Origin of the sequence: Klebsiella sp. K5-306 (assembly GCF_051835185.1) — a bacterium.
Classification (GTDB): domain Bacteria; phylum Pseudomonadota; class Gammaproteobacteria; order Enterobacterales; family Enterobacteriaceae; genus Klebsiella; species Klebsiella oxytoca.
In genome coordinates this window covers 1-26,259 of record NZ_JAIFJY010000013.1, presented here as the reverse complement: position 1 = coordinate 26,259, position 26,259 = coordinate 1, and the positions used below count along the sequence as shown (strand labels likewise).

The following is a 26,259-nucleotide window of genomic DNA, read 5'->3' as shown; positions in this document are numbered from 1 at the left end:
GAATATATGAGGAAGAAAGGAACATCATAGTCCTGGTGATTCACAAGACGGGAGAGAAGCATCCTTTCTTACCCTGAACAGTTAGCGGGCCAAGTGTAACATTTCGTGAGCGGCGCCTGTAGACAAACCGCCACTAAGTGGTTCTAAAATGCGAGCTATTACGCAAAGTTCTGACTGCGCTTTGCCCCAGGATTCGCTATAACGGAAAACTCAGACGTAAACGCAGCACGTCGTGCTTGCGAAAAAATGCCGTGATGCTAATGTGAGCGCTCTAAAACCAGAATACTCTGATTTCGGGTCTCTCTTGCCGTCCTGGCAATGTGGTTATTTGTTTTATCAAGGAACAAGTAGTATGCGCAAAATCGCATTATTTATTGCGATGCTTCTGTTGCCATGCGTTTCATTCGCAGGGCTACTTAGCAGTAACAGCTCGACAACGCCGATGAGCAAAGAGTATAAGCAGCAGCTCATGGGCTCGCCGGTCTACATTGAGATCTTTAAAGAAGAGCGCATGCTCGATCTTTACGTCAAGATGGGCGAAACCTGGCAGCTTCTCGACAGCTACCGCATTTGTAACTACTCCGGCGGTCTCGGGCCAAAGCAGCGTCAGGGCGACTTCAAAAGCCCGGAAGGTTTTTACAATGTTTCCCGTAACCAGTTAAAACCCGATAGTCGTTTCTATAAAGCGATCAATATCGGCTTTCCGAACGCCTACGATCGCGCGCATGGTTACGAAGGCAAATATCTGATGATTCACGGCGCATGCGTATCGGTCGGCTGCTACGCCATGACCGATACCGGCATTGACGAGATTTTCCAGTTCGTCACCGGCGCCTTAGTTTTTGGTCAGCCCAACGTTCAGGTGAGTATTTATCCTTTCCGCATGACCGATGCCAACATGGCGCGCCACAAGTTTTCCTACTTCGCGGATTTCTGGAAGCAGCTGAAACCCGGGTATGATTACTTCCGCCTGACGCACAAGCCGCCGGTGGTTTCCGTAGTCGATGGCCGCTACGTAGTGAGCAAACCGCTCAGCCACGAAGTCGTTCAGCCACAGCTTGCTTCAAACTACACGGTCCCCGAGGCAAAATAGCGCCCACTCGCCTGGCATGATTTTATGCCAGGTTTCGTTACCGGTCAGCGGCTGGGTGGCGATAACGGTGACCACATCATTCGGTGTGGTCTCGCGTTGAAAGTCAATCTCGACATCCTGATCCAGCAGCGTTGCTACGCCAAACGGCGCCCGTCGCGTAATCCAGTATAAATTCGTTGAGCAAAACGCCATGACGTAGCGCCCATCGGAGAGCAGCATGTTAAACACGCCTTTTTCACGCAGCTCCCCGGCGAGCGTGGCGATAAACCGGAAAACCTCAACCATGTCTCCCGGCATTTCCGGATAGCGTTCGGTGATGCTATGTAGCAGCCAGCAGAACGCCTTTTCGCTATCGGTTTCCCCGACAGGATACAGATTTCCCGTCTCGAGAGACTCATACCCCTCCAGCTGACCGTTGTGCGCATAGGTCCAGTTACGTCCCCAGAGTTCGCGGGTAAAGGGATGAGTATTTTCCAGCGCGACAATACCGCGGTTGGCCTGACGAATATGGGCGATAACCGAGCAGGATTTAATGGGGTATTCCTGCACCAGCTTAGCGATGGGCGATTGAAAGCTAGGCTGCGGATCTTTAAATGTGCGACAGCCTTTACCTTCATAAAAGGTAATTCCCCAGCCGTCCTTATGCGGCCCGGTTCCGCCACCGCGCTGAACCAGCCCGGTAAAGCTGAAACAAATATCAGTTGGCACATTCGCGCTCATCCCGAGCAGTTCGCACATAGATCACCTCATACCACTTACTGAAACATAAAAGGCGTTATTGGTGCTGTCAGTTTGGACACGGCCAGCGCACAGAAACCGGAGCGTACATCATGTACGTGAGGATGATTCGCTACGCTCACCCTCCGGGCCGCCCTGAAGGGCGTTCAAAACTCGGTGAGTTTTGTCTGAGCACTGACCGGGTTCAAAATGGCTAACAAAATAGCCTCTTAAGCTTTAACCATCTCTTTTTCGATCAGCATAATCAGGATATGAATCACTTTAATATGGATTTCCTGAATGCGGTCGGCATAACCAAAATGCGGTACGCGGATTTCAACGTCCGCAGAGCCTGCCATTTTACCGCCGTCTTTACCGGTCAGGGTAATAACTTTCATGCCCTGAGCGCGGGCAGCTTCGATCGCTTTGATGACGTTACCAGAATTTCCGGAAGTGGAGATCCCCAGCAGTACGTCCCCTGCACGCCCCACAGATTCCACATAGCGCGAGAAAACATATTCATAGCCAAAATCATTACTCACGCAAGAAAGGTGGCTCACGTCTGAAATCGCAATGGCCGGATAGCCGGGGCGATTTTCACGATAGCGCCCGGTCAGCTCTTCCGCAAAGTGCATCGCATCGCAGTGCGAACCGCCATTACCGCAGGAGAGCACCTTACCGCCGGCCTTAAAGCTATCCGCCAGCAGCACCGCTGCGCGCTGAATCGCATGGATATTGGCTTCGTCCTGCAGAAAATTGGCCAGCGTTTCGGCGGCTTCGTTCAGTTCGTTACGAATAAGATCCTGGTACATGAGGATAATCCTTCAGTATGGGTGGGATAACCCAGGCAGTTTACCGGATAGCCGGCGAAGCGAGAAGCCGCAGGCGCGGTTATCCTCTGGCGTTTTGCTTTTATGTGCCGCAATTCCGTACAACAATGTGAGCAAGGTTGTAATTATTTTGTAAACACATTGCTAAAACAAATTACATCCACTACAACCATATCATCACAAGTGGTCAGACCTCCTACAAGACAGGGAGCATTTCTCTATGATGATTTTGAGTATTGTTGCAACCGTTGTTTTACTCGGTGCGCTCTTCTATCACCGAATCAGTCTGCTGCTCAGCAGCGCGATTTTGCTGCTCTGGACCGCCGCGCTCGGCATTGCAGGGCTGTGGAATATCTGGCTGCTGGTCCCGCTGGCAATCCTTTTACTGCCGTTCAATTTTGCGCCGATGCGCAAATCTATGATTTCAGTGCCAGCCTTCCGCGCTTTCCGTAAGGTCATGCCGCCGATGTCGCGTACCGAGAAAGAAGCAATTGATGCCGGGACAACATGGTGGGAAGGCGATCTGTTCCGCGGCAATCCCGACTGGCAGAAACTGCACAACTACCCGCAGCCGCGCCTGACTGCCGAAGAACAAGCCTTTATTGACGGCCCGGTTGAAGAAGCCTGCCGAATGGCGAACGACTTCGAAATCACTCACGAAATGGCGGATCTGCCGCCGGAGCTGTGGGCTTATCTGAAAGAGCATCGCTTCTTTGCGATGATCATTAAGAAAGAGTACGGCGGGCTGGAGTTCTCCGCTTATGCACAGGCTCGCGTTCTGCAAAAGTTGTCGGGCGTCTCCGGTATTCTGGCGATTACCGTCGGCGTGCCTAACTCATTAGGCCCGGGCGAGCTGCTGCAGCATTACGGTACGGAAGAACAGAAAAATCACTATCTGCCACGCCTGGCTCGCGGCCAGGAAATTCCCTGCTTCGCGCTGACCAGCCCGGAAGCGGGTTCAGATGCCGGCGCGATTCCGGATACCGGCGTGGTCTGCATGGGCGAATGGCAAGGCCAGCAGGTGCTGGGTATGCGTCTGACCTGGAACAAACGCTATATTACGCTTGCCCCTATCGCCACCGTGCTGGGGCTGGCATTTAAACTCTCCGACCCCGACCGTCTGCTGGGAGGTGAAGAAGAGCTGGGTATTACCTGCGCCCTCATCCCGACAACCACGCCGGGCGTTGAGATCGGTCGTCGTCATTTCCCGCTGAACGTTCCATTCCAGAATGGTCCGACCCAGGGAAAAGATATTTTCGTTCCTATCGACTACATTATCGGTGGCCCGACCATGGCCGGCCAGGGCTGGCGGATGCTCGTTGAGTGCTTATCCGTAGGTCGCGGTATCACCCTGCCATCGAACGCCACCGGGGGCCTGAAGTCTGTCGCCATGGCTACCGGCGCCTATGCGCACATTCGCCGCCAGTTCAAAATCTCCATCGGTAAAATGGAAGGGATCGAAGAACCGCTGGCGCGTATTGCAGGCAACGCCTACGTAATGGATGCTGCCGCCTCGTTGATTACCTACGGCATTATGCTTGGCGAAAAACCCGCGGTACTGTCGGCAATCGTGAAGTACCACTGTACCCACCGCGGCCAGCGCTCGATCATCGATGCAATGGATATTACCGGTGGTAAAGGCATTATGCTCGGCAGCGGAAACTTCCTGGCGCGGGCTTATCAGGGCGCGCCAATCGCCATCACCGTTGAAGGCGCGAATATTCTTACCCGCAGCATGATGATCTTCGGCCAGGGGGCGATTCGTTGCCATCCATACGTGCTGGATGAAATGGCGGCGGCGCAGAATAACGACGTTAACGCTTTCGATAAGCTGCTGTTTAAACACATCGGCCACGTAGGAAGCAACAAGGTACGCAGTTTCTGGCTGGGCCTGACTCGCGGCCTTACCAGCAGCTCGCCGACCCGCGATGCCACTCGTCGCTACTATCAGCATATGAACCGCCTGAGCGCCAACCTGGCTCTGCTGTCCGATGTCTCAATGGCGGTACTGGGCGGTAGTCTGAAGCGTCGTGAAAGAATTTCTGCGCGTCTGGGCGATGTGCTGAGCCAGCTCTACCTGGCGTCGGCGGTCCTGAAACGCTATGACGATGAGGGGCGTAACGAAGCGGACTTACCGCTGGTGCACTGGGGGGTGCAGGATGCGCTGTATCAGGCCGAGCAGGCGATTGACGATCTGTTGGTGAACTTCCCGAATCGTCTGGTAGCGGGCGCGCTTCGCGTGGCTATCTTCCCGACCGGACGTCATTACCTGGCGCCTTCAGACAAGCTGGATCATAAAGTCGCGAAAATCCTGCAGGTTCCGAGCGCGACGCGTTCTCGTATCGGCCGCGGTCAGTATCTGACGCCGAGCGAGCATAACCCGGTCGGTCTGCTGGAGGAAGCGCTGCTTGATGTGATGGCGGCAGATCCTATCCACCAGCGTATCTGTAAAGAGCTGGGCAAGAATCTGTCCTTTACCCGACTTGATGAACTGGCCCGTAACGCGCTGGCAAAAGGGTTAATCAATCAGGACGAGGCGGACATCCTGGTCCGTGCTGAAACCAGCCGTCTGCGCAGCATTAACGTCGACGACTTCGCCCCGGATGAACTGGCGACCCGACCGGTAAAGCTGCCGGAGAAGGTTCGCAAGATTGAAGCGGCCTAAAACTAAAAAATAATCACATCACGATCGAGGCGGGCCTCCCGCCTCTCTTTTTTCTGGCAGTTCTCCATAAGCGATATCCCGTCCTGTCATTTCTTTGACAAACTATTCCGTGAGCCCTCCGCCTGCTGATATGGTGTTAAAGTATTTATCATTCCTTTCACAACGCTGGAGTTACCACCGTGCCCGGACTGAAAATTACCCTTTTACAACAACAGCTGGTGTGGATGGACGGTCCCGCCAACCTGCGTCATTTCGATCGTCAACTGGAAGGGATTACCGGGCGGGACCTCATTGTTTTACCCGAAATGTTCACCACCGGTTTCGCGATGGAGGCGGCAAAACAGTCGCTATCGCAAGAGGAAGTGGTTGCCTGGATGGGAGCTAAAGCCGCGCAAACCAATGCGCTGATTGCCGGCAGCGCGGCGCTGCAAACGGAACGCGGGCCCGTTAACCGTTTTTTGCTGGTGGAGCCCGAGGGTAAAATCCATTTCTATGATAAACGACATCTGTTCCGCATGGCGGATGAACATCACCATTACCAGGCGGGTAACGAACGGGTCATTTTTGCATGGCGCGGCTGGAGGATCCTGCCGCTGGTGTGCTACGACCTGCGCTTCCCGGTCTGGTCGCGCAATCATAACGACTACGATTTAGCGCTGTATGTTGCCAACTGGCCCGCACCACGCTCAACGCACTGGCAGTCGCTACTGGTGGCCAGGGCTATCGAAAATCAGGCTTATGTTGCCGGATGCAATCGCGTCGGTACCGACGGCAATGGCCACCATTACCGGGGCGACAGTCGGATAATTACGCCGCAGGGCGAAATTATCGCCACCGCCGAGCCGCATCAGGCCACTCGCCTTGACGCAGAGCTTTCATTGACGGCGCTGAACGAGTATCGCGAGAAGTTTCCAGCCTGGCAGGATGCCGACCCCTTCACGCTCAATTAAAGACCGCATATCAGGGAGCCTGTGCTCCCTTTCTTTATGCCTTAAACCCCCGCGATAACGCGCCCCTGAGACCCCAGAGAAAACTCACGCTACTCAGAGCAAAAGCGTTAATGCGGCATACCGCTCGCTGGCGAAAAGAGGAAAGAGTAATGATTCAGCAGGCTAAAACGACGAAAGCCTGAATCATTTCTGATTCAGGCTTTCTGAATAGTGGCGGAACGGACGGGACTCGAACCCGCGACCCCCTGCGTGACAGGCAGGTATTCTAACCGACTGAACTACCGCTCCACATACTGTTCCGTTGGGAACGAGGCGAATATTACGGTTTCCCCTCTACTCCGTCAACGCTTTTTCTTCATTTTTGAATCGCTTGCTGCAAAAATCACCCATCAGATTATTTTTAACGCATTTACTGCCCAATCATGCCCGCCACAGGCAGCTTCCGCCTTTCTTTTGTACCAGATCGAGGCGGGATTCATGGTTCACCAGCTCTTCATCAGTGGCATAAACTACGCGTAGCTTACTGGCTGCCCGGACAACGCGCTGTATTCCCGTATCTCCGGCCTGCCGCTGCCCTTCCCCTTCCATAGAGAAAGCCATCGTCGTCTGGCCGCCGGTCATCATCAGATAAACATCGGCCAGAATCTGGGCATCGAGCAGAGCCCCGTGGAGCGTTCGCTTGCTGTTATCTATTTCATAACGCGAGCAAAGAGCATCAAGGCTATTGCGCTTGCCCGGGAACATTTTACGCGCCAGGGCCAGGCTGTCGGTCACCTTGCAAAAAGTATCGGTCTTCGGAATACCGCGATTCAGCTTGCTAAATTCATAGTCCATAAAGCCGATATCGAACGATGCGTTATGGATGACCAGCTCCGCGCCGCGGATGTAATCGAGAAACTCATCGACAACATCGCCAAACACGGGCTTATCCATGAGGAATTCGTCCGCAATACCGTGGACGCCAAAAGCTTCAGGGTCCACCAGGCGGTCCGGCTTAAGATAGACGTGGAAGTTGTTCCCGGTCAGGCGGCGGTTGATCACCTCTACCGCGCCGATCTCGATTATCTTGTGCCCCTCATAGTGCGCACCAATCTGATTCATACCGGTGGTTTCGGTATCGAGAACGATCTGTCGTGTAATTGCAGTGCTCATAGCGGTCATTTATGTCAGACTTACCGTTTTACGTATCGATTTCAATTACAGGAAGTCTACCAGAGATGCTCAAACAGGTAGAAATTTTCACCGATGGTTCCTGCCTGGGCAATCCAGGCCCCGGCGGCTACGGTGCAATTTTACGCTATCGCGGAAAAGAAAAAACCTTTAGCGAAGGCTTTAACCTCACGACGAATAACCGCATGGAGATGATGGCCGCCATCGTCGCCCTCGAAGCGCTGAAAGAACATTGCGAAGTGATCCTCAGTACCGACAGCCAGTATGTGCGTCAGGGTATTACTCAGTGGATCCACAACTGGAAAAAGCGCGGCTGGAAAACGGCGGATAAAAAACCGGTCAAAAATGTCGATCTCTGGCAGCGCCTGGACGCTGCGCTGGGTCAACACAAAATAAAATGGGAGTGGGTCAAAGGCCACGCGGGGCATCCGGAAAACGAACGCTGCGACGAACTGGCGCGCGCGGCCGCCTCTCATCCCACCCGGGATGATACCGGTTATCTGGCAGAGCGCTAATTTTACCCCTTGCGCCACTGACGTGTGGCGCCCACCGCCTGCGGTATCCGTTTTTTTGCTTTGCCCGATTTCATCGGGTTTAGCGTCAAGGGGATCGTACGTTTACGGGCAATAATGAGCTGTAAACATCCTAAAGCAGGTAAATGGGTGCTGAGCATTTTCCCCCCGTGACGAGACCAGGGAAGGACCTGGTAGCAACCGTGATGCATCACTTCAAAATTCAGCAGCGCCAGCCAGTCCATCTGACGCGTTAAAGTAAACATGCGGCTGTTATAGGGGGGCTTATTGCGCAAGACCGGCACCAGCTTGCGTAATCCCATCAGGCTCATGGGGTTAAAACTGGTCAAAATGATCCAGCCATCGTCAATCAGCACTCGGTCTGCTTCCCGCAGCAGTCGATGCGGATCGCTACACCAGGGTAAGGTATGCGCCAGCAGGCAGGCATCAACCGACTTCTCGGCAAAAGGCAAATGCAGCGGATCGGCCTTTACCTGCACGGGATTACCCTGTAAAGAGACATTCACCTGGTGGGAAATCGCGCAGGACTCCGTATTGATTTCCGCGCTCAGATTGCCAATCTTAAGTAAATGAAAGCCATATAATTTAGCCAGCCACGGTTTCATCTGCCGTTCCAGCGATTCGCGGTAGTATTCGCCCCAGGGCATGCTGGACCAGTGCTCTGGCGCTGTAACTGTCTGAGGTATCCTTGCCGGCTTCATCGCAACCTTCCGCTACGCTTTAGAGGTAATTTATGAATCTTATCAGTATTCCCGCATTTCAGGACAACTACATCTGGGTTCTCAGTGAAGATAGCGGCCGCTGTCTGATAGTCGACCCGGGAGAAGCCGCGCCGGTGCTCGCCGCGATAGAACAAAACCGCTGGCAGCCGGAAGCCATCTTCTTAACGCATCACCATCACGACCACGTTGGCGGCGTAAAACAACTATGTGAAAAATTCCCGGCAATAGCGGTTTACGGACCGGCAGAAACCCAGGATAAGGGAGCAACCTGCATCGTAAAGGACGGAGAAAGCCTGTCCGTTTTGGGCCGCGAATTTTCTATTTTTGCTACGCCAGGTCACACTTTAGGACACATCTGTTTCTACAGTAAACCTTATCTATTTTGTGGCGATACAATGTTTTCCGGCGGCTGCGGCAGACTCTTTGAAGGCACACCAGACCAGATGTATCAATCATTTAACAAGATTAACGCCCTTCCTGATGAAACGTTAATATGTTGCGCACATGAGTACACTTTAGCAAATATGAAGTTTGCAATGAGCATCTTGCCCCATGATAAGGATATAAATGATTACTATCGCAAAGTTAATGAGTTACGCGCAAAAAAACAAAAGACACTACCCGTAACTCTGAAAAATGAACGTCGTATAAATTTATTTTTACGTACAGATGATCATGATTTAATTGAAGAAATAAACAAAGAAACAAATTTGCAACACTCTGTTCAGAGATTTGCGTGGTTAAGGTCAAAGAAAGACGACTTCTGAGATTTAATTCTTGTCTTCGGGGGACTTCACCGTTATCCTTGCTCGTCTTTTAAGCAACTATTGACACACACATGAAGGCACGAGCGATTTTACTCGCCTCTGTCCTGCTGGTGGGGTGCCAGGCGTCTAAGAACGATGGCACCGTACAACAGCACGCACAGAGCCTTTCTGCAGCGAGTCAAGGGGAAGCAAGCAAGTTCACAAGTCGAGCGCGCTGGTTAGATGATGGAACCTTCTACGCGCAAGACCAGGATCTGTGGACTTCGATAGGCGACGAGCTAAAGATGGGAATTCCGGAAAACGTCCGGATTCGCGAACAAAAACAGAAGTATTTAAGAAATAAGAGCTATCTCCACGATGTAACTTTACGGGCAGAGCCGTATATGTACTGGATAGCCGGGCAAGTTAAGAAACGTAACATGCCGATGGAACTGGTATTACTACCCATAGTGGAGAGCGCTTTTGACCCGCACGCAACGTCTGGCGCCAATGCCGCAGGCATCTGGCAGATCATTCCGAGCACCGGGCGCAATTATGGTTTGAAACAGACCCGCAGTTACGATGCGCGTCGTGACATCGTTGCCTCAACCACGGCAGCGTTAAACATGATGCAACGTCTGAACAAAATGTTCGACGGCGACTGGTTGTTAACCGTTGCGGCGTATAACAGCGGCGAAGGCCGGGTCATGAAGGCGATCAAAGCGAACAAAGCGCGTGGTAAACCCACCGATTTCTGGTCGCTGTCTTTGCCGCATGAAACCAAAATATACGTACCGAAAATGCTGGCCCTGAGCGATATCCTCAAGAACAGCAAGCGCTACGGCGTGAGGCTGCCGACGGCAGACGAAAGCCGGGCTCTGGCGCGCGTACGTCTCGACAGCCCGGTTGAGATTTCACAGTTAGCCGATATGGCAGGAATGCCGGTCAGCAAGCTGAAGACCTTCAATGCTGGCGTCAAAGGATCAACCCTGGGCGCGAATGGGCCAAACTACGTGCTGGTGCCGCAGAAGCACGCCGCACAGCTGCGCGAATCGTTGGCTTCCGGCGATATTGCAGCCGTGCAGCCGACGCTGCTGGCTGACAACAAGCCGTTAACCAGCCGTAGCTACAAGGTGCGTTCCGGCGATACGATTTCCGGCATTGCGTCGCGTCTCGGCGTATCAACCAAAGATCTGCAGCAGTGGAACGGTATTCGCGGTTCTAACCTGAAGGTTGGTCAGAATCTGGTGATTGGCGCAGGCAGCAGCGCCGAGCGTCTGGCTAACAACAGCGATAGCATCACTTATCGCGTGCGCAAAGGCGACTCCCTGTCGAGCATTGCGAAACGCCATGGCGTCAACATTCGTGATGTCATGCGCTGGAATAGCGATACCGGCAACCTGAAGCCCGGCGATCAGCTGACGCTGTTCGTGAAAAACAGCGACAGACCAGAATCCTGATGATTCATCAGGCATGATAAAGGCACCCATGCGGTGCCTTTTTTTATCCCGGCGTCAGGCCGCCTTGTGGGCCTCAAACATAATCGTATCGCTGGTGAACGAACCATCGTGCTGCAGGGCAAAATAGGCCTTAACCTCAGCCGATGCGCTCTCCTGATATAAGCGAATCGCTTCCGCCAGCGCCGCTGGCGTTCGCATGCGCGCAATCCATGAGCCAAACTCCAGCGGCAAGCGGTCGGTCAGCAGATGATTAATCACCAAACCCGCCTCACTCGTCATTGCCAGCCATTCGCCGCTGGAATAGTTGCGGACATGGGAAGTATCGCGCAGGGCCTCAACGGTCTGCAGCCAGACGTCGCGAACCGGATGCCCGGGCGACATCACATCCATAATAATCATTACTCCGCCCGGCTTCAGCACTCGCTTCACTTCACGCAGCGCCAGACCGACATCGTGCCAGTGATGCGCAGAATAACGACTGATCGCTACATCAAAGCTGGCGTCAGCGAAAGGCAAAGACTCGGCATATCCCTGCTGAGTGGTAATATTAGCAAAACCTTTATCACGTGCGGCCTGAGCCACAACGTCCAGCATCTGGCTGGATAAATCATACGCCGTCACCTGTGCAACCTGCCCTGCCGCCGCAAAGCTGGCGTGGCCGGCGCCGCATCCCATATCCAGCACGTGCGCTTGAGGAAAATCCGCCAGCCTTTCGGCCAGACGTTGCAGATCGCGCCCGGAGGCGTGTACGGCGCTGGTCAGGTAGGCGCTGGCCTGTGAGCCAAACTGCATTTCTACATGGTCATGATGAGAGCGTGTTGTCATTGCATTGTCCTTCGGTTTTTTTGAGTAATAAAGGCAGCACCATGCATACGCAGGCCTGCCCCGTGGCAGGCCTGACATACCTTAATTAATCAGGCTTGCCGGGACTGAATTCGACTAGTAGAGGGTTGTGGTCGGAGGCACGCGTCACCAGTACGGAAGCATCGTGTACGCTTAACCCACGATAGAAGACAAAATCAAGCGGGCGGCCAAACGTACGGCGGCGCTGATCGTCAGAGAAACGAACTTCGCGCAGCGACATTTCGCGCGCAAAGCGGTACAGGGCATTCATTCGCGGGCGGCTCCAGGCATTAAAGTCGCCTGCCATAATCACCGGCCCGCTGTGATGGGCGATCTGATCGCCAATCGGCAGCAGCTGCTTGCTGTAGACATCGACGCCAAGGCTGAAGTTAACCGCATGAATATTGACCACCATCAGCAGCCGGGAATCCGGTAACGGATACACGGTCACTAATGCCGACTTCGCCAACCGCAGGATAGGCTCGCGTTCACGCAGAGGACAACAGTAGATAGGATGCGCAGAGGCTAACGTCATCACGCCGGAAGGATGCTGGGGCAGCACCAGCGCCGGAACCTGATCCGCTGCAAGGTAGTTGGACGTGGCAAACTTCACTAATTCAGGTGTAGTTTGCGCTTCCTGTAACAACACCAGGTGCGCATCTTTACCAAAGTTGTTAAGAACTGATTTCCACTCGGCGCGCTGCTGCTTGAAGATGTTCCACACCAGTACGCGGATTTTTTCATCCGAACTTAACGGTACTCCCGCCGGAAAAGCCGGAGTCATGCCTGCAAACGACCCCGGAGGTAAAATTCTCTCCGCAGGCTGTCCGGCGACATAGCGCATGGCATAGGTATTCTTTCGCAATTTAGGCATCAAACCTCGATAACAGGAAACCAGCCCGACTGCGGCTGGTTCTTCTGTTATAGGGATTTTTGTAGACACTTTCAATGCAATTTGCCAGAAACCTTTAGCCTTCTACGCCAGGGCCGTTAGCGCGAAGCCCTGACTTATCAAGCCGGCCGCTAATTCCGACCAGTAAGAGCGCCACCAGCACAATCAGGGCGCCGATCCACGGCGTCTGGGCCAGACCATAATGCGCTACGATCTGCCCGCCAATCACCGAACCTAACGCAATGCCAATGTTAAATGCTGCAATATTCAGGCCAGAGGCAACGTCAACCGCGCCAGGAGTGTATTGCTCCGCTTTCTGCACCACGTACACCTGCAGTCCCGGAACGTTACCAAAAGCAAAGATCCCCATCACCAAAACCGTCGCCAGGGCAGCATAATGCACACTGGCCGTAAACTGAAAGATCGCCAGTAGCGCAGCCAGGGCGGCAAAAATCAGCTTCAGCGCGGGCACGGCGCCATGTTTATCCGCCAGCCTTCCGCCCCATACGTTACCTATCGCCACTGAAACACCGTAGCCCAGAAGGATCCAGCTGACGGCCGATGGGCTAAATCCGGCAAGATCCTGCATCATCGGCGCCAGGAAGGTAAATGCCGTAAATACGCCGCCATACCCCAGAGCAGTGATCGCGTAGATAATCAGTAAACGCGGATGGGTCAGAACCTTAAGCTGAGCGCGCAGACCCGCGCTGACGCGGCCCGGAATGTTACCAGGCACCAGAATAAGGCTGCTCATTAACGCGATTACGCCAAGAATAGACACGGCCAGGAATGTTTCACGCCAGCCAAAGTGTTGGCCAATGAAGGTGCCTAACGGCACGCCGGTCACCAGCGCAACGGTTAACCCGCCGAACATAATCGCAATCGCCGAGGCCGCTTTCTCCTTCGCGACCAGGCTGGTCGCAATTGTCGAACCGATCGAAAAGAATACCCCATGCGCCAGCCCGGTCAGCAGGCGCGCCAGAACCAGAGTCTCGTAACCCGGTGCCTGCCACGCCAGCAGATTGCCAGCGGTAAACAGCGCCATTAACGCCAGCAGTAGCTGCTTACGCGGCATACGCCCGGTCAGCGCGGTGAGCACAGGAGCCCCTATCGCTACGCCCAACGCATAGATAGAAACCAGCAGCCCTGCAGAGGGTAGCGAAATAGCTAGTTGCTCAGCAATGTCAGGCACCAGGCCCACAATGACAAATTCAGTCGTGCCAATCGCAAAGGCACCGATAGTTAAGGCAAGTAGCGCCAGCGGCATAATGTACTCCGTATCAACAGGATTAAGATGACACGTAGTATGAAGAGATGTTTTAATAACAAAAATAGCCAAAGTATCAATAGAATTTTGCCACAGGTGCAACAATGAGAGCTACCTCAGAAGAAATCGCCATTTTTGTCGCCGTGGTAGAGAGCGGCAGTTTTAGTCGCGCTGCCGAACAGCTTGGTCAGGCTAATTCCGCCGTCAGCCGCGCGGTAAAAAAGCTGGAGTCAAAGCTCGGCGTCAGCCTGCTTAACCGTACTACCCGCCAGCTAAGCCTGACCGAAGAGGGCGAGCGTTATTTCCGCCGAGTGCAGGTTGTGCTTCAGGAGATGGCCGCCGCCGAAAATGAGCTTCTGGAAAGCCGAACGACGCCAAGAGGATTACTTCGCGTTGATGCCGCGACGCCGGTGATATTGCATTTTCTGATGCCTTTGATCAGGCCCTTCCGTGAGCGCTACCCGGAAATGAGCCTTTCGCTGGTCTCGTCAGAGACCTTTATCAATCTGATTGAGCGGAAAGTGGACGTCGCGATCCGCGCCGGCACGCTAACCGATTCCAGCCTGCGCGCCCGGCCGCTGTTCAATAGCTACCGCAAAATTATCGCCTCGCCGGACTATCTTGCCCGGCACGGAACGCCGCAAAGCGTCGCCGAGCTAAAACATCATCAGTGCCTCGGCTTTAGCGAGCCCGTATCCCTGAATACCTGGCCAGTTTCCTGCTGCGATGGCCAACTGCTGGAAATCGAAAGCGAGATATCTTCCAATAGCGGGGAAACGCTCAAGCAGCTGTGCCTGGCCGGTAACGGTATAGCCTGTCTGTCGGACTATATGGTGGATAAAGAAATTGCTGAAGGGGCGTTTGTCGAACTGCTGGCTGACAAACGGCTGCCGATTGAAATGCCGTTTAGCGCGGTGTACTACAGCGACAGGGCGGTAAGCACGCGGATCAGGGCTTTTATCGACTTTCTTAGTGAGCATGTAAAACAGCTCCCGCAGGAGCTGTAAGAGGGTTGTAGAGTACAGAGGGGGTTAGCTTAATCCCATTCAGGCGCCAGACCTTCGGGGCTAACCAGACGATCGTGACAGTCCAGCGCGGCGATCGCCAGGCGATCGTCTTCATCAAGCTGCAGCTCCTGAGCTTTCAGGTTGCTTGCCAGGTTTTCGCGCCTGGTCGAAGATGGGATCACCGCATAGCCTTCACCCATTGCCCACGCGAGGATAATCTGCGCCGGAGTGGCATTGTGTTTCGCCGCAATCCGGGCAATGGCTTCATCTTTTAACGCTTTACCATAAGCCAGAGTCATATAAGAGGTAATGTGGATGCCATGCTCAGAGGCCCAATCGACGACCTTACGATTTTGCAAATAAGGTGACAGTTCAATCTGGTTGGTCGCGATATTCTCTACCCCAACGGCAGCAATGGCGCGCTCCATCAGCGGAATAGTGAAGTTAGAGATACCCATCTGGCGAGTTAGTCCCTGGCGTTTCGCCTCCAGCAGAGCAGCCATATACTCTTCCACGGCAACCGCATCGTTTGGCGACGGCCAGTGGATCAGCGTGAGATCGACATATTCGGTACGCAGCTTCTGCAGACTCTCTTTCAGGCTTGCGATGAGCTTATCTTTGCTTAAATTTTCAATCCAGATCTTGGTGGTGATGAACAGTTCATCGCGCGCGACGCCGCTTTCTGCGATAGCCTGGCCCACGGCCGCTTCATTGTCATAGATTTGCGCGGTATCAATGGCGCGATAGCCCAGCTCAAGCGCTGTTTTTACAGATGCGATCACTACGTCATCTTTCAGACGGAAGGTCCCAAGACCAAATGCAGGGATTGTCATGATTTTCCTCATTATTTATCAATAGCGGTTAATGAGAAACATTATGACCAACGAGAGGATCGAGAAAAAGATCGTTTAACGCAGAGGATTTTTGCTAAAACAGCAATAATCAAATGGCGGGCTGAAAAAATCCTGGGCCAACTTTTCCCGTCTGTTTTTACTCTACCGCAGCCGACATCCTACTACTGAGGGTTCGGTTTCACTTCCGTGCTATCCAGCAAAATAGCGTAGCGGCTTAGCAACTGCTTAAAATGAAAATCAATCTGCATTTGCAGCACCGGTGAGAGACTTCCGGCTCGTACCTGAGCCTCCAGTTGCCTGAGCTGTTCTTCCAGCGGCGGCGTCTGTAACAGCTGCCGGATGCTGAAAATTGCCGATTTCAACTCAGAAGCGGTCATATACCGCCCCTTGCGTTCATCCAGCGCATCCAGCCTTAGCGAAAGCTGCCGTAGCTTCGCCTGCGCCTGGGCATAGCGCTGTAATTCAGGCACCGGCAGCGCGCTGGCTTCCCGCAGCTTGCGCCACTCGGCCCTCATCGCCTTAATTTGCGAATTATTCGGCCAGCGGCTTTCAAGGGCCAGGAGCAGCGCCTCTTCCTGGCGCAGGGGCCACAGCGGCGGCAGGTCATTCAGCCTCTTCAGCTGCGCGCGGGTCGTCGCCATTCCCTGCGCCCAGCTCAGCATCTTGTTGCCATCCCTCTCCGGCGCTGAGGGCAACGCCAACACCGACGTCGCGGTCTGTGCCTCCCGTAGGCCCATTTCTGGCGGGTTCAGCCATGACCAACCCCAGAAACCGCAACCTCCCAGGCAAACCATCGTCAGCATCCCGGCGATAAAACCGGGCCATACCCGCCGCTGGCGAGGACTCTCCGTAGTTTTCTTCAATAACAAGCTTTCGTCATGCTTTCGCGATGCCTGCGCTTCAGCGGTTTTTTTGGCCCCATTTTTTACATCTCTCGGCCAGGGGCGCTCCCTGGCGATTTTCTTCGCCGCCGTTTTTTCGCCCTGCGGCGCCAGCCGCTCCAGGCGCATCGCCGCATTTCGCAACTGAACGGCCAGTTGCTCCAGTTTTGACATATGCCAGACCTCGCACCGCCGCAGCACGTTCTCTATTTCCGTCAGGTGCTGGCTGCAGTGGTTAATCTGCGCCAGATCCTGATACTGAAGATCCTGCGCGCGCAGCGCCTGCTTCATCTTCTCGGCAAGCCACGCCAGCAGCGCGATCCTTGAATGGACCTGCAGCGGCCAGAAATCTCCCCAGCGCTGGCTTATCAATGCCGCGAGGGCATCCAGAGCGTCCACCATTCCTGCTATCCCATACTGCCGGGTCCTCGCCAGCGCGTAACAGACCAGCGTTTGCAACTCCACGCCGTTTTGCCGAAACAGAGCCAGACTCAGGCTCTCTACCCTGCCCCAGTCCACATCCGGCCGTGCCGGATGCGTAAGTTTGCCTATTTCGGCCTGCAGTTCGCCGGCCTCCCGAAAGGTACAGGGATCGCCGCCCGTGCGGAACGGGCTGATAAATGAAGAGTGCGGCGTCGTCATGTGCGCTCCTGTTGCTGCAAATAATGCATAATCGCCCGGCAATAGTGAGCGCATTGCATATTATGACTCCCTGAAAGAAGCCGCCGATCCTTTTCACTGCCTTGAGCTCGCGGCCATTCATGATTGAAATTAAACGTCGGCATTGGGTATAACGAAGCGATTTCCATACTATTTATCCTTTAGCGGAAACAGCCGCAGCTTGCTATTTATCTTCTCAATGGCGCGTGGTCAGGGTAAGCCGGGCAAAGTCTCTGTCGGCTTCTTATCGGCAGCGTATTTCGGCTTTGCAATAACGTCAGGATTGGCGCCTTTAAACTCGATACCGGGTGAGTTCTCAGTCTTTATATTGCGTATCACACAGTACTGCCGCCCGCGCAGGATCCATCGCCACCAGCGCCGCCAGCAGATTTTCCATTTTCCGCGCCAGATGGGCTTTATCTGCATAGCGGTGCGCCCGCAGGCGCAGCAGCTTCAGCTGTCGTGCCGTGACTTCGAAAATTAACTCCGGCTCCCATTGTGTCAACGTCAGCCCCTGCGCAGCGCCATGCAGCTCTTCCAGCAGCAGCAGCGCCATTTCGCTTTTACCGTACTGCTCCGCTATGCGAGCCATCAACAGACGCAACAGCAAACGCTGGCGTGCCGTGACAATCCCCGCACGGGACTGGAGCCAGCCCAGCGCAGCATCAACGCCCTCGCGGTCCGCCAGCGCCAGCGCCTCCGGTTCCAGCGCCAGCACATCGTTGTCCGGCTCTTCCACCGGGGCCGTTGGCGTCCTGCTAAGCCAGTTCCCCTCATCTTGCGGCAGCACCTGCCGGGTAATCCAACTGCGGGTCACCTCATCGGCAAACGGCGTGCCGTCGTTCCACGCCAGGCTCTCCAGCCCAGGTAAACGCTCAAGCAACAGCATCAGGTCCTGGCGGATAATTGCCGTCCACTTGTCCCACGGCGCGCCCGCTTTGCCCAGCGCCTGATACAAATACCATTGAATATCGAACCAGAAATGATTGACCCCGGCGCTGAACATCAGGTCGGCCTGTTCCAGCAGCTCGGTCCAGTTCTGTTGCGAGTACAAACGTTTAAGCTGAGTACGTGACTCGCTACGCGGCGGAGCCAGCCGGGTTCTGCCGTCCACATCAGGCGGCAGTTCATGCACGGTGTCCCAGCGCAGAGTTTTCATCAACCGATGCGCCGCCAGCCAGCCCTGCGGCTGCGCGTTCAGGTAGCGGGCCAGCGCTTTTGCCTGATCCAGCAGGTCGCGCCCGGAACTGATGGACTGTATCTGTAGCGAATTTGTCGGAGGTGAAGCGGTTGCCGCGCTGTTCTGCGGCACCACCGCGTTCATCCCGCCCGACTGCGCCAGCCGCGACTCCAGCGCCTGGATCAGCGGTATCAGGGATGGCGGCTGTTGTTCTTCCGGCCATGTAGAAAAAAAAGCGTCCAGCAGATTGAGAGCCGCGACAATATTGGCAAAGTCTTCTTTTGCCACTTCCGGGTAACGCGCCAGGCTGTAGAGTATCTTTTCGCCAGTTAACCATTCCAGCGCCATTTTCCGGCCCGCCGGACGAGAGGGAAGCAGTTGCGTTCCGAAACGCTGGACCAGCCCAGCCAGTAGGGCGAGACCTTCCGCTAATCCGCGTTCGCCGTCGCGGTGCAATCGCGCCCAGATATAGCAGGTGGCGATGCGTACATCTTTTGCCTGAGTGAGCAGCAGGGATTCCGCAAGCTGACAAATCAGAGCGGTATCCGCGCCGGAAAGCTTATTCAGCTCGTCGCGCATCAGCTGGAAATCGTCGTGGTAGACGGGGTCTCTCCCGACCGGAGACTCCGTCGTCACTGGCAGCAGCCACGTCTGCCACAGCGCCGCCTGTTGTTGTCCTGCCTCAAGCGCATTCCGATCGGGAAAACAGCTGCGGGTTAACTGCTGCAGTAATTCACTCATTCGCATCGCCCCCTCACTTAGGCTATCGGTTATGATTTTTTCCGGTCCGGAATATTTTCCCGGCGAGGGGAAGGCTTGCATCACTATCGGCCATGACGGGTTTCGGGATGAACGGGAAACGGCAGTCGTAACGCCCAGAGCGCAGCGCATTCATCGCCGTCCCCGTTATTCCGTATCTAATTCCAGCACGATACCGTCCTCTTGACTCCAGCCGAGCGCCAGCAGCCTGGGTTGCCGTTGCGCCGCCTGATTCGCCAGCAGCTGCTGGCTCAGTACAGGCAGAATCTGCTGGTTCAGTAAGCTGTCGATATTACGCGCGCCGGTATCCGGCAGCAGACAGGAGGAGGCCAGTTGATCGTAAAGACTGGCCCCGATCACCGTCTCCATACCGTAGTGTTCGCGCAGGCGGCGGCTCACTGCCGCCAGCTTCATTTCCACAATGGACCGCATCGCCTCCCACCCGAGAGGGCGGTAAATTACCGTTTGGAAACGCGCCAGCAGCGCAGGCTGGAAGTGCTCCCGCAACAGCGGATACAGCAGTTCCTGCAGATCCCCGTCCGTGGCCGCCGGCCTCTTTTCCAGCAGTTGTATAATGTGATCGCTTCCGAGATTAGCGGTCATCAGGATAATGGTGTTGCGAAAGTCGATTTCCCTGCCTTCCCCATCGCGCATAAAACCGCGATCGAACACCTGGTAAAAAAGGTTCATGACGTCGCGGTGCGCCTTTTCTACCTCGTCGAGCAGAACCAGACTATACGGACGTTTTCTGACGGCTTCCGTCAATACGCCACCCTGGCCGAAGCCAACATAACCCGGCGGCGCTCCCTTGAGCTGAGAAACCGTATGTGGTTCCTGATACTCTGAGAGATTGATGGTAATAAGCGACTTTTCGCCGCCGAACAGCGCATCCGCCATCGCCAGCGCAGTTTCGGTCTTACCGGTGCCGCCAGGACCGGTCAGCAGAAATACGCCCTGCGGGCCATTTTCCGGCGTGAGCCCGGTTTTTGCCGCCCGCAACCGCTGCGCAATAGCCTTTAGCGCACCATCCTGGCCTACCACCCGCCTGGCGAGCATCTGTTCCATATTCAGCAGCTCGCTCTGCTCATCTTTCAGCAGGGAAGTGAGCGGTACGCCGGTCCAGTCAGCTACGACGGTAGCGATGGCCCGGGCATCCACATCCAGCGCCAGCAATGGCGTTAATCCCTGTTGCAATAGCAGCTGCTGTTGTAGTTGAGGTAACCGTTCACTGTCCGGACTTTCCCGGCGTAGCGCTATAATCTGCTGCATCAGCGCTTTTTCTTGTTGGTACTGATACTCCAGCTGATCCGCCTTTTGCTGGAGTTGATCCCGCTGGTCGGCGAGCTCTGCCAGTCGAGCCTGCGCGGATGCAGGATAAAACGCGCGATCCTTTTCAAGCGCCTTCTGCTCAATATCCAGCGCGGCCAGATATCCCTGAAGCTGAGTTAACGGCTCCGGCAGGGTATCAAGACTCATCCGGACACGCGCCCCGGCAGTGTCCAGCAGATCTACCGCCTTGTCAGGCAGCTGGCGTCCGGACAGATAACGCCGCGACAGACGTACCGCGGCCTGAATGGCGCTATCCTGGATGTGTACCCCATGGTGCTCCGCGTAGCGGGTCTTCAGCCCGCGCAGCATCAGGCAGGCCGTGTCCTCATCAGGCTCGTCCACTTTGACCAATTGAAAACGGCGGTCCAGAGCGGCATCGCGCTCAAAATATTGTTTGTACTCGCTCCAGGTCGTCGCTGCGATAGTGCGTAGCTCACCGCGGGCCAAAGCAGGTTTCAGTAAATTAGCCGCATCTGCGCCGCCCGCAGGATTTCCCGCGCCGATGATAGTATGGGCTTCATCGATAAACAGCAGCACCGGCTCCGGCGATGCCTGCACCGCGTCGATGACGTTTTTTAGCCGCTGCTCGAATTCCCCCTTAACGCCAGCCCCTGCCTGTAGCCGCCCCAGATCCAGCGAGTGAATATGCACGGTTTTCAGGCTATCCGGCACGTTGCCATCTACAATACGCAGCGCCAGCCCTTCCACCAGCGCGGTTTTGCCGACGCCAGGCTCGCCCACAAGCAGCGGATTGTTCTTGCGACGGCGCGACAGAATATCCACCATCTGGCGGATCTCAACATCTCGGCCGAACACCGGATCGATCTGGCCCATCCGGGCCTTTTCTGTAATATTCGCGGTGAAACGTTTAAGGACCGCTCGATGCGCATCATCTTGTCTATCATCCGCCGCAAGCGCAGAAGAATTTGCACTTATATCTTCCGCCAGCGGTTCGCCAGCCTGCCTTTGCCGTACCGGACACTCTTCCGACTGCTCGTCCAGTAGCGCGCGCAGCCGCCCTAACTGGACGCGACCCACGCTCAACAACACCCACAGATCGTCGCAAGCCAGCAGTTCGGGCTTCTCCGTCAGCGCCATCAGCAAGTGCTGACTACGGATCTGCGGCTCGTTGCTCTCCAGCGAAGCGAACAACCATGCCTGCGTCATCAGCGCCGTCAGGCGTCCAGAAAGCTGCGGACGCTCACGTACCGAGCGTGGAAGCGTTTCAAGATGCCCCAGCAACGCTTGCCAGAGAATCTCCATATCCCACTCATAGCGCCGGGCAACGACGGTGATATCCCCTTCTCCCTGTTCCAGCAGCTTCAACAACCAGTGCTCAATAGTAATCTCGGCGTGAGCGCGGGTCTGGCACAGCGATGCGGCGGCGTCCAGCGCGCGGGCGCAGAACGGGTTGAGGCGGCGTAGCAGTGCAGCTGGCTGGTTTACGGTCATAGATATCCCTTCTTCAATGTAGTGGTTTTTCCTTTACTGAATCCTGTTCAGGCACGCTACCGCCCGTAGCCGTAACCCTGTGCCTGGCAGGTTTCTGTCAGAATGTGATAGGGTTTGCCTCACCGGAAGGACCGGCTTATCAGCAAATACGCATAAAAAAGCAGACAGTTGCCTGTCTGCCGCGGTTATCAGGCCGAAGGACGTTCATTCCATGCATCGGAATGAATGATGTTTCCGTCCTTGTAGGTCCAGGTAATCTTTTCGTAACGGAATTCGATACGCTCCAGATGATTGTGCCTCTCGCGCGCAGGATCCTTAATGTCGTGCATCAGCGGAGCCACTCTGACCAGCTTGACGTTATCCAGCGTAATGTTGAAATACTCAACTTCCTGACCGGCGTCATTTATCCGGTAAAACTTGAACTCTGCCGTTTTCAGAGTCTGACCCGTCGTGACGGCCTTGTAGAGATACGGGCTGGATACGTCGATTTCCTTAGTGAAGGTAAATGGCTTATGGGTACGGGTGCCGGTCAGTTTGCCGGTATTGTTATCCGTCGGGATATACACATCGTGGTCCAGCGCCACGACCTCGATGCTGCCCTCACGTCCCTGTACGTCTACGGAACCTTTTATATCCGCGCCACCGTCATCTTTCAGCCAAAGGTAAGCAGGTATTGCCATGAGAATTACTCTCCTTGTTAGTGTTATTGAGGTACCGCCGCCTCCGACGGTATGTTCTGCTCCGCGCCCACCGTATTCTCTTCCGCACGCGTATTCAGGTCGCAAGCAGAAGAGAGCCCATCTGATACTTCCGTACCATCAACGTATCGTTGGGGAAACACAGGCGCAGGAATGGCATCTTTAAGTTTTTTCAACGCCAGCACCGCGCTATCTAACGCCACAGCAGCCACTCCGATGGAGGGCAGATGGCGAGTTGAGCAATGCCATTATTACTGAAGGTTTCCCAACGAAACGCCGCTGAGAGGAAGGTCGATCTCCTCAGCCCGCAGCAGACGAGAGGTTTTCATCGCGCCGGCGGCTTACGATTTAGCCTTCGGCATTTGCGATACCAGCGACAGGCTGATATCCATTCCTTCAATCTGAAAATGCGGCACGGCATAAAGCCTGATACGGAAGAAGCCCGGATTGTCCTCAATATCTTCCACAACCACCTTTCCATCGCGTAGCGGGTGCGATGCCTGAAGCGCATCACCAGGATCGGTCATTTCCGTCACCAGGTTACGCAGCCAGGTATTAAGCTCCAGTTCCAGCAAACGTCGGTCTTTGGTGGTACCGATATTCTCGCGCTGAATAATCTTCAGATAGTGCGCAATTCGCGACAGCAGAAAGACATACGGCAGGCGGGCATTAATGCGGCTGTTAGCAGTGGCATCCGCCGTCTCATACAGCGCCGGTTTCTGTGCCGAGTTAGCCGAAAAGAAGCATGCGTAATCACGATTTTTGTAATAAGAGAGTGGAATAAATCCAAGGTTGGCAAATTCGAATTCACGGGTCTCCGGGATCATCACCTCCGAGGGGATCTTGATCTGATTGCCGGTACCGAGGTCGTAAAGATGGATCGGTAAATCGGTGACTGCTCCCCCCGCCTGCGGTCCGCGTATTTGTACGCACCAGCCGTTGTTAACAAAGCTTTTCACCATATTCGCCGCAAAGGCGAATGACGCGTTGGTCCAGAGATATTTTTCGTGATCGGGCCCTTTCACCTCTTCCACATAGTTGAAACTGCGGACGGGAATCGTATCCGGGTCATACGGCAGACGGCCAAGTACACGGGGCATTACAAGACCGATATAGCGGGAATCATCAGTGTCGCGAAAACTTTTCCATTTGATATATTCGGCACGATCGAAATAACTACCGATATCTTTTATGGCAGCCACCTCTTCCATTGAGTTTTTAAGGAAGAATTCAGGTCCGACGGAACCAATAAACGGCATATGCGAAGCCGCGGCCACACGAGAGATATTACGCAGCAACGCGATGTCCTGCGGGCTGTTATCAAACTCATAGCTGGAAATCACTGAGGCTATTGGCTCGCCGCCGGGAGTGTCATATTCCTGCACATAAGTGTGGTGATAAAGCCCGCTCTGGACAATTTCCGGCGCATCATCAAAGTCCTGACGTAAGTCTTCCTTGCTGACATCCAGAAGCTCAATTTTGGTATTCTTTCGAGGGTCGGTTCGCTGGACGAGAAACCACAGGCCGCGCCAGAGCGATTCGAGCGCCTGAAAGTCCGGGTGGTGCATCACGGCATCCAGCTGCTGGCTGATTTTTCGATCCAGCTCGCTGATATGAAAATCCAGCAGTGATTTATCTAACTTTTCAACATTTTTTCCGGATTTCGCCACGCAGGAAAGCAGTACCTGAATGGCTGCAGAGACCCTCTCCTCCGTTGATGCTTCCGCCATTGCTTCACTATCTTGCCACTCTCCGAGTTGTTTCAGAGAAGAAACCGGCGTCAGGTGAATTTTTTTAAACAGAGACTGATAAACATTTTCTCTGGTCACAGCCTGCGCCTGCGCTACCGGTGCGTCATGTTCTTGTACAGACATCAGCATGCCCTCCTCTTCATTTCCTTGATGAACCGTATTTATTCCGGTCGTTGTCCATTACTTTTTTACGGTGCGAGTGCCGTTAGCTCTGCGCGTAGTTCACTACTCATCGCAGGATCTTTCATAATCTTTTCCAGTTCACGACGGAACTCGACGTTATCCAGCAAGTTGGATTTGAGATCGCGTAGTAAATTACGCATAGAAATCAATGCACGAAGCGATGGGATATTGCGAGCAACCTGTTCTGGTTCAAAATCTTTGACGCTACCAAAGTTAAGTTTAATATTTTCTACCCGGGCTTCTCCTGACAGAGTGCTTTCGACCAGCAAATCGACCGTAGGTAAGAGTTCAGCCATTACGCTATCAAAATTGTTTTTATTGATATTTATTTTATTTCTTTCAGATAAAGACCGTTGTTCTTTTCCGTTACTAAAATCACCTACCGCAAGTAACTTTAACGGTAACTCGCTTTTCTTTCCCGCCCCGCCAGTGTGAAGATCCAATTGAAGATTAACTCGAGATTTTGGCACCTCATTTTGAAAACTGTTACCCATATTACTCCTCCTCAGGATATATACCCACCAGACAGTGAGCAAAAACAAAATATCACCTCACCAATACAAATTGCAATAATTGAAGATAGATGCACTACGGTCTCGATTAATATTATACTTGCAAAGAAGTCTTTATATATCACAGAAAGCTCTCAACTAAAACAAACTTCAAAAACCTTCACAATTAAAAAATACCACTTAAAAAACAAAGGGATTAACTATGATTCATATGAATTTATAGTACTCCATCTCATTCTTAAAGTTCTTAACATGAAATTCAATGCTAGCTGACCACTCTGAAAAATATATTTTCACTCCATTAAATAATAACTATAAACGCTAATAAATGATATAAATCACATTAATGAATCAGTTCATCATCGTAATATAATAAACATTTAAGCGAAATGTATTCCCGGGATAGATATATCAAACGTTATTAAAATTAAAAAAGTTAGTTCCATTTTAAATCATTCTGTATTAAATGAATAAAATGATGCAGCCTGATACCAAATAACAGCTTCGAGGACCGCGAATGTTCCGCCGGAAAGAGCTCCTGAAGCGGCGACAAAAAGTAAAAAGGCCGGAGAACATATCTATGTTCTCCGGCCTTGCAAGCGGCGATCGTTGTACGATGACAGGCACATTACGATTGGCGATCCGCCTGCCTGACAGACTGCCGGGCCTGTAATTTTTCAGCCCGCGTTAAGCGTTAAGCGTTAAGCGTTAAGCGTTAAGCGTTAAGCATTAAGCATTAATGATAGATTGTCGTAGATGTAATCTGCAATTACTTTAGGTCCAACAACGATCTGCATACAAAAACAAAAAAACCGCAAGTCACGTCAATGACTTGCGGTTCTATGTAATAAGTGGCGGAACGGACGGGACTCGAACCCGCGACCCCCTGCGTGACAGGCAGGTATTCTAACCGACTGAACTACCGCTCCACCGAATACTTCTGTAACCACCGGATTTATGCACCGGCTTACTACTTAATTTGATGCCTGGCAGTTCCCTACTCTCACATGGGGAGACCCCACACTACCATCGGCGCTACGGCGTTTCACTTCTGAGTTCGGCATGGGGTCAGGTGGGACCACCGCGCTGTCGCCGCCAGGCAAAT

General features: G+C 53.8%; 22 protein-coding genes, 2 tRNA genes and 1 rRNA gene. 7 read left to right on the top strand and 18 right to left on the bottom strand.

The genetic code is table 11. The features are described from left to right. The first annotated feature begins 352 nt into the window (after positions 1-352). The gene (dpaA, locus tag K2184_RS19260) at positions 353-1,093 is read left to right on the top strand and encodes a peptidoglycan meso-diaminopimelic acid protein amidase (protein ID WP_004099152.1); all 741 of its coding nucleotides are present in this window, start codon (positions 353-355) and stop codon (positions 1,091-1,093) included. Here dpaA and K2184_RS19255 read toward each other — a convergent pair. Both K2184_RS19255 and lpcA read right to left on the bottom strand, forming a co-directional pair. Next, positions 1,064-1,831 carry a class II glutamine amidotransferase gene (locus K2184_RS19255; RefSeq protein ID WP_004099151.1) on the bottom strand — a complete coding sequence of 256 codons (768 nt, stop codon included), beginning with the start codon at positions 1,829-1,831 and terminating at the stop codon, positions 1,064-1,066. The two genes, dpaA and K2184_RS19255, sit on opposite strands and share 30 nt — an antisense overlap. Before the next feature lie 209 nt (positions 1,832-2,040). Then, positions 2,041-2,622, bottom strand: a complete 582-nt coding sequence (lpcA, locus tag K2184_RS19250; RefSeq protein ID WP_004099149.1) for a D-sedoheptulose 7-phosphate isomerase — start codon at positions 2,620-2,622, stop codon at positions 2,041-2,043. Between the two features lie 238 nt (positions 2,623-2,860). Between lpcA and fadE the strand changes: the two genes are divergently transcribed. Together fadE and K2184_RS19240 are read left to right on the top strand one after the other, a co-directional pair. Then, positions 2,861-5,305 (top strand): acyl-CoA dehydrogenase FadE, encoded by a 2,445-nt coding sequence (gene fadE / locus K2184_RS19245; protein WP_004099146.1) that lies wholly within the window; start codon positions 2,861-2,863, stop codon positions 5,303-5,305. Positions 5,306-5,484: 179 nt separating this feature from the next. Then, entirely contained in the window at positions 5,485-6,255 is a 771-nt protein-coding gene (locus tag K2184_RS19240; protein WP_163525417.1) for an amidohydrolase, read from the top strand. A gap of 211 nt (positions 6,256-6,466) precedes the next feature. Here the strand turns inward: K2184_RS19240 and K2184_RS19235 are convergent. Both K2184_RS19235 and dnaQ read right to left on the bottom strand, forming a co-directional pair. Further along, a tRNA-Asp gene (locus tag K2184_RS19235) sits at positions 6,467-6,543 on the bottom strand. A gap of 132 nt (positions 6,544-6,675) precedes the next feature. After that, on the bottom strand, positions 6,676-7,407 hold the full coding sequence (gene dnaQ / locus K2184_RS19230; protein WP_085955793.1) for a DNA polymerase III subunit epsilon: 732 nt from the start codon (positions 7,405-7,407) through the stop codon (positions 6,676-6,678). Between the two features lie 65 nt (positions 7,408-7,472). Here dnaQ and rnhA point away from each other — a divergent pair, with 65 nt between their 5' ends. Beyond that, positions 7,473-7,940 carry a ribonuclease HI gene (gene rnhA / locus K2184_RS19225; RefSeq protein ID WP_004099142.1) on the top strand — a complete coding sequence of 156 codons (468 nt, stop codon included), beginning with the start codon at positions 7,473-7,475 and terminating at the stop codon, positions 7,938-7,940. A gap of 2 nt (positions 7,941-7,942) precedes the next feature. Here rnhA and K2184_RS19220 read toward each other — a convergent pair whose 3' ends face one another. Further along, complete coding sequence (locus K2184_RS19220) at positions 7,943-8,659, bottom strand: class I SAM-dependent methyltransferase (RefSeq protein ID WP_004110768.1); 717 nt, start codon at positions 8,657-8,659, stop codon at positions 7,943-7,945. Positions 8,660-8,691: 32 nt separating this feature from the next. Here K2184_RS19220 and gloB point away from each other — a divergent pair, with 32 nt between their 5' ends. Beyond that, a complete protein-coding gene (gene gloB / locus K2184_RS19215) occupies positions 8,692-9,447 on the top strand; it encodes a hydroxyacylglutathione hydrolase (protein ID WP_049128431.1) in 756 nt (251 codons plus the stop codon). Between the two features lie 71 nt (positions 9,448-9,518). Further along, positions 9,519-10,886: a murein transglycosylase D gene (mltD, locus tag K2184_RS19210; protein WP_004099139.1), complete on the top strand. Its 1,368-nt coding sequence runs from the start codon at positions 9,519-9,521 to the stop codon at positions 10,884-10,886. A 54-nt stretch (positions 10,887-10,940) separates the two neighbouring features. On the opposite strand, the gene K2184_RS19205 is transcribed toward mltD, so the two are convergent. The 3 genes from K2184_RS19205 to K2184_RS19195 form a co-directional block, all read right to left on the bottom strand. Next, positions 10,941-11,711 (bottom strand): class I SAM-dependent methyltransferase, encoded by a 771-nt coding sequence (locus K2184_RS19205; protein ID WP_004099138.1) that lies wholly within the window; start codon positions 11,709-11,711, stop codon positions 10,941-10,943. An 85-nt stretch (positions 11,712-11,796) separates the two neighbouring features. Next, positions 11,797-12,594 (bottom strand): endonuclease/exonuclease/phosphatase family protein, encoded by a 798-nt coding sequence (locus K2184_RS19200; protein WP_024359141.1) that lies wholly within the window; start codon positions 12,592-12,594, stop codon positions 11,797-11,799. Between the two features lie 103 nt (positions 12,595-12,697). Continuing rightward, positions 12,698-13,888: an MFS transporter gene (locus tag K2184_RS19195; RefSeq protein ID WP_064344791.1), complete on the bottom strand. Its 1,191-nt coding sequence runs from the start codon at positions 13,886-13,888 to the stop codon at positions 12,698-12,700. Between the two features lie 104 nt (positions 13,889-13,992). Between K2184_RS19195 and yafC the strand changes: the two genes are divergently transcribed. Beyond that, positions 13,993-14,895 (top strand): DNA-binding transcriptional regulator YafC, encoded by a 903-nt coding sequence (gene yafC / locus K2184_RS19190; protein WP_004099134.1) that lies wholly within the window; start codon positions 13,993-13,995, stop codon positions 14,893-14,895. 29 nt (positions 14,896-14,924) lie between these two features. On the opposite strand, the gene dkgB is transcribed toward yafC, so the two are convergent. From dkgB to rrf, 10 genes are all read right to left on the bottom strand, one after another. Next, positions 14,925-15,728, bottom strand: a complete 804-nt coding sequence (gene dkgB, locus K2184_RS19185; RefSeq protein ID WP_123830173.1) for a 2,5-didehydrogluconate reductase DkgB — start codon at positions 15,726-15,728, stop codon at positions 14,925-14,927. A 182-nt stretch (positions 15,729-15,910) separates the two neighbouring features. Next, the gene (locus K2184_RS19180) at positions 15,911-17,272 is read right to left on the bottom strand and encodes a VasL domain-containing protein (protein WP_064370450.1); all 1,362 of its coding nucleotides are present in this window, start codon (positions 17,270-17,272) and stop codon (positions 15,911-15,913) included. A 334-nt stretch (positions 17,273-17,606) separates the two neighbouring features. Continuing rightward, entirely contained in the window at positions 17,607-19,211 is a 1,605-nt protein-coding gene (gene tssA, locus K2184_RS19175; protein ID WP_064370449.1) for a type VI secretion system protein TssA, read from the bottom strand. A gap of 165 nt (positions 19,212-19,376) precedes the next feature. Beyond that, positions 19,377-22,010, bottom strand: a complete 2,634-nt coding sequence (tssH, locus tag K2184_RS19170; protein ID WP_064373003.1) for a type VI secretion system ATPase TssH — start codon at positions 22,008-22,010, stop codon at positions 19,377-19,379. A gap of 188 nt (positions 22,011-22,198) precedes the next feature. After that, positions 22,199-22,690, bottom strand: a complete 492-nt coding sequence (locus tag K2184_RS19165) for an Hcp family type VI secretion system effector (RefSeq protein WP_004099111.1) — start codon at positions 22,688-22,690, stop codon at positions 22,199-22,201. A gap of 23 nt (positions 22,691-22,713) precedes the next feature. After that, positions 22,714-22,911 carry a hypothetical protein gene (locus K2184_RS19160; RefSeq protein ID WP_023329268.1) on the bottom strand — a complete coding sequence of 66 codons (198 nt, stop codon included), beginning with the start codon at positions 22,909-22,911 and terminating at the stop codon, positions 22,714-22,716. A 138-nt stretch (positions 22,912-23,049) separates the two neighbouring features. Continuing rightward, the gene (tssC, locus tag K2184_RS19155; RefSeq protein WP_163525421.1) at positions 23,050-24,582 is read right to left on the bottom strand and encodes a type VI secretion system contractile sheath large subunit; all 1,533 of its coding nucleotides are present in this window, start codon (positions 24,580-24,582) and stop codon (positions 23,050-23,052) included. A 65-nt stretch (positions 24,583-24,647) separates the two neighbouring features. Beyond that, positions 24,648-25,136, bottom strand: coding sequence for a type VI secretion system contractile sheath small subunit (tssB, locus tag K2184_RS19150; protein ID WP_016809621.1), 489 nt, complete (start codon positions 25,134-25,136; stop codon positions 24,648-24,650). Between the two features lie 870 nt (positions 25,137-26,006). Next, positions 26,007-26,083: transfer RNA gene (locus tag K2184_RS19145), tRNA-Asp, on the bottom strand. A 55-nt stretch (positions 26,084-26,138) separates the two neighbouring features. Continuing rightward, a 5S ribosomal RNA gene (rrf, locus tag K2184_RS19140) occupies positions 26,139-26,254 on the bottom strand. Positions 26,255-26,259: the final 5 nt, after the last annotated feature.